The organism is Streptomyces sp. NPDC031497 (genome assembly GCF_055580905.1).
Map to the genome: position 1 here is coordinate 352,475 of NZ_JBVIKO010000006.1, position 12,607 is coordinate 365,081.

Consider the following 12,607-nt stretch of genomic DNA (forward strand, 5'->3'; position numbering starts at 1 on the left):
GTCGGTCGAGGGCGGTGGCGGGCGACGGGAGGGCGCGCCGGTGACCACCACGGCGGCCGGCCTGGCCACCCGCGTCCAGCTGGTGGCCGGCGGGCTCGGCTGCACCCTGCTGCCGCACACCGCCGTCAGGGTCGAGACCAGCCGCAGCGACCGGCTCCTCACCGGCTCCTTCGCCGAGCCCGCCCCGAGCCGCCGGATCGCCCTGGCGATGCGCGCCGGGGCAGCACGCGGCGCCGAGTACCGGGAGCTGGCGGCCGCGTTGCGCGAGGCGCTGCGGCCGCTGCCCGTCCGGGTACTCGGCGCCGACTCGTAGACCCCTACTCCGTACGCAGCCCGTCCGGCCGCATCAGGCGCAGCAGCGGCGGCAGGCTCAGCAGCGTCACGGCCAGGACCACCACCGCGCCGAAGCCGGTCATCGCCAGCACGCCCGGCCAGTCGACCCGCACCTTGGAGCCGACCATCTTCAGCAGCACCGTGCCCAGGGCCAGTCCCACCACGCCGGCCAGCAGCAGGCCCAGCCCGACCGGGATCGCCGTCTGCCACAGCACCGACAGGCTCAGGGTGCGCCGCCGGGTGCCGAAGGCGACCAGCGCCGACAGCAGCTTCTTGCGCTCGCGCAGCTGCTCGAGCTGGCTGACCAGCAGGCTCGCGCCGATCAGCGCGAGTACGGCGGCGGCGCCGACGAACAGCCCGGTGCGGATCGAGTCGAACTGGCCGTCCCGCTCGAACGAGGTCAGCGCCTCCGCGTGCATCAGCGGGTCGACCCGGACCGCCGTGTTGACCACGTACTCGTTGGCGTCGCGCACCGCGGAGTCGATGGACAGATAGACCACGCCCTGCACCGACGTACTGGCGCCGGCCGGCAAGGCCCCCGGGGTGAGCAGGAAGCCGCCGCGCTTGTAGCCGGTGGGGTCCTCGCGGGCCGTCGCCTGCTTCAGCCCCGCCGGTACCGTCCAGCGGCTCGTGGAGCCCTGGTCGTCGCCGGTGTAGGAGGGGTTGAGGTACAGCGTCCGGTCGTGCTTCGTCACGGTCGACAGCAGCTTCGTGGTGTCGGACTCGGTGTCCGAGCCCTTCACCACGAAGGCGTCACCGTCGTGGCAGGACGGCAGGGTCGCCACCTCGCGCAGCGAGGCGCAACTTCCCACGCTCACCTCGGCGGTCTGCCTCGGGTCGTTCTTCGCGTCGCCGGCCTGGTCGTTGGCGATCGCGACCACCTTCAGCACGCCCTTGGTGTCGGCCATGGCCCGCTCGACCTCGGGCACCGGGACGCCGTCCGGTACTTGGATCGACATCTGCGCGCGGTTGAGGTCATTGGTGGTCTGCTTGGTGTAGTCCGCCTGGACACCGGCGAAGACCATCTGCAGTGCGATCGCGCCGGCCACCGCCACCGCGATGCCGTTGACCATGCGGGCCGCCGTACCGCTGCTCAACTGCAGCCGCCGGACGGCCAGTTGCCAGGCCACCGCGCCCCGGCCGAGCCGGCCGACGGCCGTCTCCACGACCCACGGCAGCAGCGCCGTGATGCCGACCAGCAGGAGCAGGACGCCGCCGGTGACCAGGTACTGGTTGAAGTCGCCGTCCCCGCGGCCCTGCCCGACCATCGGGTAGAGCGCCGCCAGACCGGCCACCGGGAGCAGGAGCCGCCACCACAGTCGGCGGCGGGCGGGCTTCGCCGTACGCATCACGCCGAGCGGCTCGATGACCACTCCGCGCAGCGCGAACAGCGTCACCAGCACGGCCGCCGCCGGGACGGCGACCGCCACCAGCGCGGCCAGTGCGGGGGAGGGGTTCAGATAGCTCGGGAACACACTGATGCCGAACACATCGGCGGTGCCCGCCAACTGGCGGCCGACCAGGAAGAAGCCGACGCCGAAGACCAGGCCGAGCAGCGCGCCGGCCATCGCCTCGCCGGCCGCGATCCGCCGTACCATCCGGCCGTCGGAGCCGACCAGCCGCAGCGCGGCCAGCCGCCGGTCGCGGCGCTCGCCGCCGAAGCGGACGGCGGCCGCGACGAACACGGCGACCGGCATCAGCAGTACCACGAACACCACGAGTACCAGCAGGGTGAGGACCGGGTCGGACTCGGCGTCCGGCGACCTGGGGCTGCCGAAGTGGTCGATCCGGGCCACGTTCGGCGGGTCGATGCGGGCCGTGAGGTCGGCGGAGCCCGCGTAGTAGGCGAGTTCCTGGGAGCCGGTCAGTCCGCTCTCCGCGATGGTGGCGGTGACCCGGTACGGCAGCCGGGCGCGCAGCAGCGCCCCGTCGGGGGAGTCCAGCAGCCGCTTCAGCGCGGGCGAGACGGCCATCTCGCCGGGCGCCGGGTACTTGGTGAGCCCGGGCGGCACCGGCGCCTTCGCACCCTCCCGCTGGATCATCCGGCCGCGGATGTCGGCGCCGCGGTAGGGGGTGTCGATGTCCGCGATGACGAACGTCTGCTCGCCGGCCTTCATGGGGTGGCCGAAGACGTACGTGTAGTCCGCCCGTGCCACATCGCGCTGGTGGCGCACGGCCAGCGCGTTCGGGAGGGCCGTGGTGAGCAGCAGCAGCGCCACCCCCAGGCCCACGCCGACGGCCGTCAGCGTGGCCCGGAACCAGCCCTCGCGGCCGCCCCCGAAGGCGAACCGGACCCCCATGGCCAGATCTCTGAGCCACTGCCTGACGTTCATACCACCCGCTCCATGTCCCGGGACTTGCCGTCGCGTACGACGATCTCGCGGTCCGAGTAGGCGGCCACCCGGGCCTCGTGCGTGACGAGCACGACGGCCGCGTTGGTGGAGCGGGCAGCGTCGGTCAGCAGCTCCATCACGCGCTCGCCGTTGAGGGAGTCCAGCGCGCCGGTCGGCTCGTCCGCGAACAGCACCCGGGGCTCGGTCACCAGGGCCCGGGCCACCGCCACCCGCTGCCCCTGGCCGCCGGAGACCTCACCGGGCCGCTTGCGCCTCAGGTCGTCGACCTCCAGCTTCTCCATCCAGCCCAGCGCGGCCTTCTCGGCCTCCTTGCGGGAGGTGCCGTTCAGCCGCAGCGGCAGCGCCACGTTCTCCACACAGGTCAACTCGGGCACCAGCTGGCCGAACTGGAAGACGAAGCCGAACTCGCTGCGGCGCAGGGCGCTGCGCTCGGTGTCGTTCATGGTGGCCATCTCGCGTCCCGCGTAGACGATCGAGCCCGAGTCGGGCGGCACGATCCCGGCGAGACAGTGCAGCAGGGTCGACTTGCCGGAGCCGGACGGGCCCATCACGGCGACGACCTCGCCCGGGTGTATCGAGAACCCGGCCCCGTCGAGCGCGAGCGTGGGGCCGTAGGCCTTGCGCAGCCCCTCGGCCGCGAGCAGCGAACCAGCGGGAGCGGTCACTTGGTCACCTCCGTGCGGAGCTTGTCGAGGCGGGCGGCGGTCAGCTCCAGCCACCTCAGATCCGCCTCCAGATGGAACAGGGCGTGGTCGCAGACGAGCTGGTCCGCGAGGTCGCCCCGGCGCTTGCGGTCGGTGAGGATCCGCATGCTGCGCAGATGCTCGGAGCGCTGGCTGTCGAGGACGTCACCGGCGTTCCGGTGCGTCAGCAGGGCGAGGACGACCTTGGTGTACAGGGTCGACTGGAGGTACTCCTCCGGCTTCTCCGGAGTCGCCAGCCACTTCTCGACGTCGGTGACGCCGGCGTCGGTGATGGCGTACCGCTTGCGCTCGGGGCCGCCGCCGGCCTCGATGCCGTCGACTTCCACGAGCCCGTTCTTCAGCAGGCGCGACATCGTCGAGTAGACCTGGCCGTAGTGCAGCGGCCGGTCGTGACCGAACTTCTCGTCGAAGGCCCGCTTCAGGTCGTAGCCGTGGCGCGGGCCGGACTCCAGGAGCCCCAGGAGGGTGTGACCGATGGACATGGCAGCACTCTACACACGGTGTATACGCCGCATGTATACGCACGGTGTGTAGATCATGGCGGGGTGTGTGAACGCGCACGTGGGAGCCGATTGTCACGGTTGTGCGACAGCGCGATGTCACGGCGCGCGGGCCTGTCTCGTCTCCGCCCCGGGAGTCTGTTCCTCGTATCAGGAAGGTGATGGCCATGCGGGTCTTCGTGGCGGGCGGCAGCGGTGTTCTGGGACGGCGGCTGGTGCCGCAACTGGTGGCGCGGGGGCATCGGGTGACGGCCACGACCACCAGCGCGGCCCGGCTGGATCTGCTGAAGCGGCTGGGGGCCGAGGGGGTGGTGATGGACGCCCTCGACGCGCTGTCGGTCGGGGCGGCGGTGGCCGAGGCCCGCCCGGAGGTGATCGTGCACCAGCTGACGGCGATCTCCCCTGCGCACGCGGGCAAGCCCGACATCAGGCATCCGGACCGCTGGTTCGCCCTCACCAACCGGCTGCGCACCGAGGGAACGGACCATCTGCTGGCCGCCGCCGATGCGGTCGGCGTCCCCCATGTCGTCGCGCAGAGCCACGCCAGCTGGAACGGCATCCGCGAGGGCGGCTGGGTGAAGACGGAGGAGGACCCGCTGGACCTGATGGCCGGGACGCCCGCGCACCAGGGGATGCTGGCCCTGCGTCACCTGGAGGAAGCGGTCCTCGGAGCGGGCGGCGCGGCCCTGCGGTACGGCGCCTTCTACGGCCCCGGAGCCATCGACGACCAGGTGACCCTGGTCCGCAAGCGCCAGTACCCCCTGGTCGGCCGTGCCGAAGGGCACAGCAGCTGGATCCACCTCGACGACGCGGCGAGCGCCACCGTGCTGGCGGTCGAGCAGAAGGCGCGGGGCGTGTTCAACATCGTCGACGACGAACCGGCGCCGGCCGCCGAGTGGCTGCCTCACCTCGCCGAGTGCGCCGGGGCCAGGCGGCCGCTGCGGGTGCCGGTCTGGCTGGCCCGGCTGCTGGCCGGCGAACAGGCGGTGGTGATCATGACCAAGGGTCGCGGCTTCTCCAACGCCAAGGCCAAGCGGGAGCTGGGCTGGGAACTGCGGTATCCGTCCTGGCGGCAGGGCTTCAGGGCGGAGCTGGCATGAGCCCGGCCGGGGAGGAGCTGGCATGAGCCCGGCCGGGGAGCCCGTGAGGTTGCGCCCCCTGCCTGCCGGGTTTGCGGTCGGAGGTCGGTCCGGTTGGCCCTCGTTCTTCTCGGTCTGAGGGTGTAAGTCCGTCCGTCCCTCCAGCGGCCGGACCGTCCAGCGGTCGAGGGCGAGGCCGTTCAGGCCGATGGGGGTCTGGGGGCGGAGCCCCCAGGGGGGCGGCCGCGGCGGGGGAGGGGGCCCGTCTCGCCGGGGAGCCGGCCGGCTTCCGCAAGGGCGCGCCGCAGCAGGAACTCGATCTGCGCGTTGGCCGACCGCAACTCGTCCCCGGCCCAGCGCGCCAGCGCCTCGTACACGGACGGGTCCAGCCGCAGCAGCACCTGCTTGCGCTGCTGCGGCCGGCGCCGTGGCGTCCCGTCGGGCGAGTCCGTCACTGGTACAGCGTCCCGGTGTTGAGCACCGGCTGCGGCGCCCGGTCCCCGCACAGCACCACCATCAGGTTGGACACCATCGCCGCCTTGCGCTCCTCGTCCAGTTCCACGATGCCCTGCTCGGCGATCCGCGCGAGCGCCGCCTCCACCATGCCCACCGCCCCGTCGACGATCTGCCGCCGCGCGGCCACCACCGCACCGGCCTGCTGCCGCTGGAGCATTGCCGAGGCGATCTCGGGAGCGTACGCGAGATGCGTGAACCGCGACTCCACGACCCGCACTCCGGCCGCCTCCACCCGCGCCTGGAGCTCGACGGCCAGCTTCTCGGTGATCTCCTCGGCGTTGCCGCGCAGCGAGAGCCCGTCCTCGTCGTGGGCGTCGTACGGGTACTCGATGGCGATGTGCCGTACGGCCGTCTCGGTCTGCGTGGCGACGAACTCCGTGTAGTCGTCGACCTCGAAGACGGCCTGCGCGGTGTCCTGGACCTTCCACACCACGACCGCGGCGAGCTCGATCGGGTTGCCGTAGGCGTCGTTGACCTTGAGGACGGCGGTCTCGTGGTTGCGGACCCGGGTGGAGATCCTCGTCCGCGAGGTGAAGGGGTTGACCCAGCGCAGACCGTCCTGCCGGATCGTGCCCCGGTACCGCCCGAAGAGCTGGACGACCCGTGCCTCGCCCGGTGCCACGGTGTTGAGGCCGCGCATCGCGATGACGGAGGCGAGGAAGACGACCACGCCCCCGAGGGCGAAGCCCGGGTTCACCGAGCCGGCCACGAACAGCGCGACGGCGGCCAGGAGCCCCACCAGGCCCAGCAGCAGGGCGAGTCCGCCGCCGATGCTGTGCGCCGTGAACTCCCGCACGCGCGGGGCCGGCATCTCGGGTACGTCGGCGGTCGCCGAGGAGTCGTGGACGGACATGGTTCCCCCTTGATTGACTGACTGCGAACTATCTTACTTCTATCTAAGTGATATCACTTTATCGTGCGGAGGCAACCCTCTGTCCTCCCCGCTCGTCGGTTCCGTTGGGGCGGGGTGCTGATTGTCACGTCCGTATGGGGTGGATCGTCTGCTCTTTGTCATAGAGAGCGGTGTTAGTTTTCTGAGCTGACCTGAGCCACGTACTTGTGTGACACCCGTACACACGTGTGATAGCCGAGACGAAGCGGAGCAGACGGACTCATGGGACGAGCGGAAGAGAGAAAAGCGCGACAGCGCGGCGGCCGCCGCGCCGCGCCCGGGCCCCGCTCGTCGCCGCAACCCGCGCCCGAGGCCCCGGGCGGCACCGCGACGGCGGTCCAGCCACCGCAGGCCGAGGGCGGCACCCGCGCGGAGCGCCGCAAGGCCGCCGCCGGGAAGGGGAAGGCGGCCAAGAACGGCAAGAACGGCAAGGCCGCCAAGGGCCGGATACGCGCGCTGTTCACCTGGAAGAAGATGCTCGGCGCCTTCTTCACCGTGTGTCTGCTGGGCATCGGCGCCTTCATCGCGCTGTACATGATGGTGAGCGTGCCCGAGGGCAACGCGCTCGCGCAGACGCAGAGCAACGTCTACAAGTACAGCGACGGCTCGGTCCTGGCCCGCAAGGGCACCGTCAACCGCGAGATCGTGGACCTCTCCAAGGTCCCGAAGGAGGTCCAGCACACCTTCGTCGCGGCGGAGAACAAGACCTTCTACACCGACAACGGCATCGACCTCAGGGGCATGGCCCGCGGCCTCTACAACACGGCGCGGGGCCGCGGCACCCAGGGCGGGTCGACCATCACCCAGCAGTACGTCAAGAACTACTACCTCGACCAGAACCAGACCGTCACGCGCAAGCTGAAGGAACTGGTCATCTCGCTGAAGGTGGACCGCGAGAAGTCGAAGGACGACATCCTCGCGGGCTACATCAACACCAGCTACTACGGCCGCGGCGCCTACGGCATCCAGGCCGCCGCCCAGGCCTACTACCACGTCGACGCCGAGAAGCTCTCGGTCCAGCAGGGCGCGTATCTGGCCGCGCTGCTCCAGGCGCCCAGCCAGTACGACTGGGCGGTGGCGGGCCCCATCGGCAAGAAGCTGGTGAAGCAGCGCTGGAACTACGTCCTGGACAACATGGTCGGCCAGGGCTGGCTGGACAAGTCCAAGCGCGACACCCTGAAGTTCCCCATCCCCAAGGCGCCCAAGGCCGCCTCCGGTCTGGAGGGCCAGAAGGGCTACCTCGTCGAACTGGCCAACACCCAGCTGGAGAACCAGCTGATGAAGTCGCAGGGCGTCACCCGGTCCCAGGCGGAGGCCCAGGTCGTGGACCAGGGCTGGACGATCACCCTGAACATCGACCCGAAGAAGCAGGCCAAGCTGGAGGCGGCCGTCAAGAGCCAGCTCACCAGCAAGCTCGACGGCAAGAAGCGCAAGGTCGACAAGAACGTCCAGGCCGGCGGCGTCTCCGTCGACCCCAAGACCGGCAAGATCCTCGCCCTCTACGGCGGCGTCGACTACTACAAGCACTACACCGACAACGCCACCCGGGCCGACTACCAGCCGGCGTCCACCTTCAAGCCGATCATCCTCGCCGCCGCGCTGGACCAGAACGCCAAGACGCAGGACGGCAAGGAGATCAACGCCAACACGATCTACGACGGCACCAGCCGCCGCGCGGTCAAGGGCAGCGACATCGCCTTCTCACCGCCGAACGAGGACGACGCCGACTACGGCAACATCACCGTGCAGACGGCGATGAACAAGTCCGTCAACTCGGTGTTCGCGCAGATGGGTGTGGACGTCGGCATGAAGAACGTGATGAAGGTCGCCGACGACCTCGGTCTGGACACCACGAACCTGCCGGCGGTGCCCGCGCAGACCCTGGGCAGCATGGGCGCGAGCCCGCTGGAGATGGCCGGGGTGTACGCCACCCTCGACAACCACGGCCAGAAGGTCACCCCGAGCATCCTCGCGTCGGCGGAGAAGACCGGCCGCAAGGTCGACCCGCCGGACCCGATCGGCGAGCAGGTGATCAGCCGCAGTGCGGCCGACCAGGTGACCTCGGTCCTGACCGGCGTGGTCGACGACGGTACGGCGAAGGTCTCCGTGGCCCAGAACCCGCTGCGCAAGGGCCAGCAGGTGGCCGGCAAGACGGGTACGTCCGACAGCAACAAGTCGGCCTGGTTCACGGGCTTCACGCCCGACCTGGTGACGTCGGTCGGACTGTTCGGCGAGGACGCCAAGACCCACAACCAGGTCTCGCTGACCGGCGCCACGGGCCTCATCCCCGGCACCGGCCGCATCAACGGTGGCGGTTACCCGGCGCAGATCTGGGCGGCTTACACCTTCGGGGTCACGAAGAAGCAGAAGTTCGACCTGAACACCGACCTGGGCGCGGCCGTCCAGCCCACGGAGACGCCGACGAAGTCCGCGACGCCGTCCGAGACGCCGTCCGAGACGCCGAGCGAGACCCCGACGAAGTCCGCGACGCCGTCCCAGACGCCGTCGCAGACGCCGAGCGAGACCCCGACGAAGTCCGCGACGCCGTCCCAGACGCCGTCGCAGACGCCGAGCCAGACCCCGACGGGAGGCATCACGGACGACCCGCTGGACCCGGCGGACGGCTTCCAGTAGTCATCCGGGCGCCGCGCACGCCGTGGCCGGTCGCGCAGTTCCCCGCGCCCCTCAGGGGCGCGAGGCGGTATCCGACATGCGGCTCCGCCGCGTGGGCGCGACCAGCCGCGGCAGCGGCGCCCCCTCAGGGGCGTGGGGCGGTATCCGATATGCGGCTCTGCCGCGTGGGCGCGACCAGCTCCGACAGGGGCGCCCTCTCGGGGGCGTGGGGCTGTATTCGGCGTGCGGCTCTGCCGCGTGGGCGCGATCAGCTTCGGCAGGGGCGCCCTCTCGGGGGCGTGGGGCTGTATTCGACGTGCGGCTCTGCCGCGTGGGCGCGACCAGCCGCGGCAGCGGCGCCCCCTCAGGGGCGCGGGGAACTGCGCGGCAAGCCCCCGCCGGGCCCGCGGTGACTCACCGGTCCCTGGCCCTACGGGCCTATCGGTTCAGCTCGAACCAGACGACCTTGCCGGTGCTCAGCCGGGTCGCTCCCCACCGTCTGGCCAGTCTGTTGACGAGGTACAGCCCCCGGCCGCCCTCGTCCGTCGCCCGGGCCTGCCGCAGCCGCGGCAACTGCGGCACGTCGTCGCCGACTTCGCACCGCAGCACATCGGTCCGCAGCAACCGCAACGTGACCGGCCGCGACGCGTACCGCACCGCGTTCGTCACGACCTCGCTGACCAGCAGCTCGACGGAGTCGGTCAGTTCCTCAAGCCCCCAGCGCGCCAACGCCCGCCGGGCCAGCCGCCGGGCCCGCCCCGGCGCCGCGTCCTCCGGCTCCAGGAACCAGTACGCCACATCGCTCGGCGCGATCCCGTCGAACCGGGCCGCGAGCAGCGCGATGTCGTCGTCCCGGTCGCCCGGCCCGAGCATGTCGAGCACCTCGTCGCACAGTGCTTCGAGCGGCGGCGGATGATCCGGCCCGGTCAGCTGCGCGGTCGCGGCGAGCTTCTCCCGCAGCTGCTCTATCCCGGTCCACACGTCCCGCAGCCGGGACTCCACCAGCCCGTCGGTGTACAGAAGCAGGGTCGCCCCGGCGGGCGCGTCCAGCTCGACCGCCTCGAAGTCGACCCCGCCGACCCCGATCGGCGCCCCCGGCGGCACCCGCAGCACCTCGGCCCGCCCGCCCAGATGCAGCAGCACCGGCGGCGGATGGCCCGCGTTGGCGATGGTGATGCGGTGCGACACCGGGTCGTAGACCGCGTACAGGCAGGTCGCCATCCGGTCGCTGCCCAGCCGCTGCGCCTGCTCGTCGAGATGGTGCAGGACCTCCTGCGGCGGCAGGTCCAGCCCCGCCAGCGTCTGCGCGGTGGTCCGCAGCTGACCCATGATGGCGGCCGAGGTCATCGAGTGCCCCATGACGTCGCCCACGACCAGCGCCACCCGGCTGCCCGGCAGCGGAATCGCGTCGTACCAGTCGCCGCCCACCCGCGCGGTCTCCGCGGCCGGCAGATAGCGCGAGGCCAGCCGCACACCCGTGGCGCTCGGCAGGTGCTCCGGCAGCATGGTCCGCTGCAACTCGTCGGCGATGTAGGCCTCCCGGCCGTACAGCACCGCCTTGTCGATGCCGAGCGCGCTGTGCGTGGCCAGCTGGGCGGCGACCAGCAGGTCGTCCGCCTCGAAGGCGAGCCGCTCCGGGCGGCGCAGGAACACGGCCGCCCCGATCACCCGGCGCCGGCCGCGCAGCGGGGCGAGGATCGCGTGCTGTCCGCCGGGCACGAGGGACTCGGCGCTCTCGCCGAGGAGTTCCGGCAGCGCGGCGCGCGCGGCGGGGGAGTCGGCGAAAACAGGTCGTACACCCCGCAGCACCTCGTTGAGGGCACCGCCCGGCCGTACCTCGCACAGCTCCGCGGTGAGCGCGGCCAGGCCGATGTCGGCCGGTTCCGGCTCCGGGACGGGCAGTGGCGGGAAGCCGTCGGTGTCCCGCTCCTCCGGGATCCGGTCGGTGCGGCGCAGCCGCAGCACCACCGGGCCGACGGGCCGCTCGTCACCGACCGGCAGCGGGTCGCGCAGATAGACCAGGATCGCGTCCGAGAAGGTCGGCACGGTCGCCCGGCACAGCCCCATCACGATCTCGTCCAGGTCGATGCCCCGGGCGATCCGCCGGGTCGCGGCGCCCACGAAGCGCAGCCGGTCACCGTCCCGCCGCATCGGCATCGGCCGGCCGGGCGGCAGCCCGCGTCCGGTACGGCGCTCCTGGGAGCCCGCGCCCGCCACCCGCTCCTGCTCGGCGCCGGGCTGCGGCGGAATGCCCTCCGGGGTGGGGCGCGGCCGGTGTGGATCGGGCTCAGCGCTGGTGGGCTGGGCGTGCTCGGGGCCGTTGACGGAGTGCTCCTTGGACGTGCTGGTACCGGGGCCGGAGGGCGTCTCGCCCGCGCGGGCCTGCGCCGGTAAGGCGGTGGCGCCGAGCGGACGGGGCTGTGCCTGCGGCTGCGGCTGCGGTTGCGGGGTACGCAGGAGCGCCCCGCGGGCCTGCGCGGGGTCGGCGCCCGGCTGTGGGCGCTCGTAGGAGGTGGGGTGCTCCGTCACGCGTGTCGAATCCGTCCGTCCGGGGCTGCGCGCCGGGCGCGCAGGTGGTCCCGCCGAAACTCCGATACCCGGATTACGTGTCCCAGGAACGGAATTCCGGCGTGGCTGGAGGCTGTTCCTGTGCCGCCGACGAACGATCTGCGGCCCGCGCCCCGCTCGCCGGTGCTGCCCTCGTACCCCTCGCTCACGTCCTGCCGCCCCTCGGTGACGTTCGGTCAAGCCCGGATCGCACTCCGGGAGTTGTGCTCAGCGCGCCCTTGCGGAGGACGATCCTACGGTTGTGCACCGGGGGCGCATCAAGGGTCTCATGTGGACACGTGCGCGGGCGTACGGTCCCAGTCATCCGGCAGCGACGGTACCGCCCAGGACGGGTCCGGGCGCCAGTGCTGCCAGCCGTCCGAGAACGGCGGTCCCCAGGCCCGTACGGCGGCCAGCGCGGCCAGACCCGCGGCCCGCACCCGTTCGGCCGTCTCCGGGTCCATCAGGCCGTCCCGCTGGGCCTGGGCGAACTCGTCCTCGTCGAGCCAGTGCCAACTCCGGTCCGGGTGCACGGAGATGTCCAGGAAGTGATCCTCCGAGTCCACTCCACCGCCCCAACGGACCAGCGGCTGCTCAAGATTGACGTACCAGTTCTTGAACTGCCAGCCCGGATCCCAGAACAGCCACACCGACCAGGGCTGACCCGGCCGGGCCAGCTTCAGCACCCCGGTGCCGCGCCAGTGGCCGTGCGTGACCGACCGGGGCTTGGTGTAGCGGGACTCCAGCGGTTCTTCACCGACCGACGAGCCGTCGGCGAGCACGGGCCTGACGCACTCGGTGCCGGGGGCCAGCCAGACGGCGAGCAGTTCCTCGTCGTCCCGGACGACGGTGACGGGGCGCGCGATGTGGAAACCGTCCCCGGCGTTCTCCCGGTACCGCCACAGGATCTGGCTCCCCGGAGCCCAGAACCCGGCCCCGTCACCGGTCGCACCGCCCGTTTCCCCGCGCATCACGCGTCTCACCGCTCCACCGTCTGCCATGCACAGATATTAGGTGCCGTAGGCATACGACGCTGCGGCGGACGTCACGGTTCTGGCCGGGCGGCGCG

Annotated in this window: 9 protein-coding genes and 1 pseudogene; 3 read left to right on the forward strand and 7 right to left on the reverse strand. The window is 71.8% G+C overall.

The features are described from left to right. Positions 1–25: 25 nt before the first annotated feature. Positions 26–313 (forward strand): annotated as a pseudogene (locus ACZ5K7_RS15445) (LysR substrate-binding domain-containing protein); the annotation flags it as partial. Between the two features lie 4 nt (positions 314–317). Here the strand turns inward: ACZ5K7_RS15445 and ACZ5K7_RS15450 are convergent. The 3 genes from ACZ5K7_RS15450 to ACZ5K7_RS15460 are packed head-to-tail and all read right to left on the reverse strand — an operon-like array spanning position 318 to position 3,873. Then, positions 318–2,666 carry an ABC transporter permease gene (locus ACZ5K7_RS15450; RefSeq protein WP_468913708.1) on the reverse strand — a complete coding sequence of 783 codons (2,349 nt, stop codon included), beginning with the start codon at positions 2,664–2,666 and terminating at the stop codon, positions 318–320. Then, entirely contained in the window at positions 2,663–3,352 is a 690-nt protein-coding gene (locus ACZ5K7_RS15455) for an ABC transporter ATP-binding protein (RefSeq protein WP_351708617.1), read from the reverse strand. The genes ACZ5K7_RS15450 and ACZ5K7_RS15455 overlap by 4 nt, the downstream gene beginning before the upstream one ends. Continuing rightward, on the reverse strand, positions 3,349–3,873 hold the full coding sequence (locus ACZ5K7_RS15460) for a PadR family transcriptional regulator (protein WP_351708620.1): 525 nt from the start codon (positions 3,871–3,873) through the stop codon (positions 3,349–3,351). Before ACZ5K7_RS15460 ends, ACZ5K7_RS15455 begins: the two co-directional genes overlap by 4 nt. 185 nt (positions 3,874–4,058) lie before the next feature. Here ACZ5K7_RS15460 and ACZ5K7_RS15465 point away from each other — a divergent pair, with 185 nt between their 5' ends. Then, positions 4,059–4,991, forward strand: coding sequence for an NAD-dependent epimerase/dehydratase family protein (locus ACZ5K7_RS15465; protein ID WP_468913712.1), 933 nt, complete (start codon positions 4,059–4,061; stop codon positions 4,989–4,991). Between the two features lie 179 nt (positions 4,992–5,170). Here ACZ5K7_RS15465 and ACZ5K7_RS15470 read toward each other — a convergent pair whose 3' ends face one another. Then, positions 5,171–5,425: a type II toxin-antitoxin system antitoxin gene (locus ACZ5K7_RS15470; protein ID WP_351708626.1), complete on the reverse strand. Its 255-nt coding sequence runs from the start codon at positions 5,423–5,425 to the stop codon at positions 5,171–5,173. Next, positions 5,422–6,339 carry an SPFH domain-containing protein gene (locus ACZ5K7_RS15475; RefSeq protein ID WP_351708629.1) on the reverse strand — a complete coding sequence of 306 codons (918 nt, stop codon included), beginning with the start codon at positions 6,337–6,339 and terminating at the stop codon, positions 5,422–5,424. Before ACZ5K7_RS15475 ends, ACZ5K7_RS15470 begins: the two co-directional genes overlap by 4 nt. Positions 6,340–6,600: 261 nt before the next feature. Here ACZ5K7_RS15475 and ACZ5K7_RS15480 point away from each other — a divergent pair, with 261 nt between their 5' ends. Then, positions 6,601–9,012, forward strand: coding sequence for a transglycosylase domain-containing protein (locus tag ACZ5K7_RS15480; protein WP_468913715.1), 2,412 nt, complete (start codon positions 6,601–6,603; stop codon positions 9,010–9,012). A gap of 417 nt (positions 9,013–9,429) precedes the next feature. On the opposite strand, the gene ACZ5K7_RS15485 is transcribed toward ACZ5K7_RS15480, so the two are convergent. Both ACZ5K7_RS15485 and fomD read right to left on the reverse strand, forming a co-directional pair. Continuing rightward, the gene (locus ACZ5K7_RS15485; protein WP_351708635.1) at positions 9,430–11,520 is read right to left on the reverse strand and encodes a SpoIIE family protein phosphatase; all 2,091 of its coding nucleotides are present in this window, start codon (positions 11,518–11,520) and stop codon (positions 9,430–9,432) included. 305 nt (positions 11,521–11,825) lie between these two features. Next, positions 11,826–12,539: a cytidylyl-2-hydroxypropylphosphonate hydrolase gene (gene fomD / locus ACZ5K7_RS15490; protein WP_351708638.1), complete on the reverse strand. Its 714-nt coding sequence runs from the start codon at positions 12,537–12,539 to the stop codon at positions 11,826–11,828. Positions 12,540–12,607 lie beyond the last annotated feature (68 nt).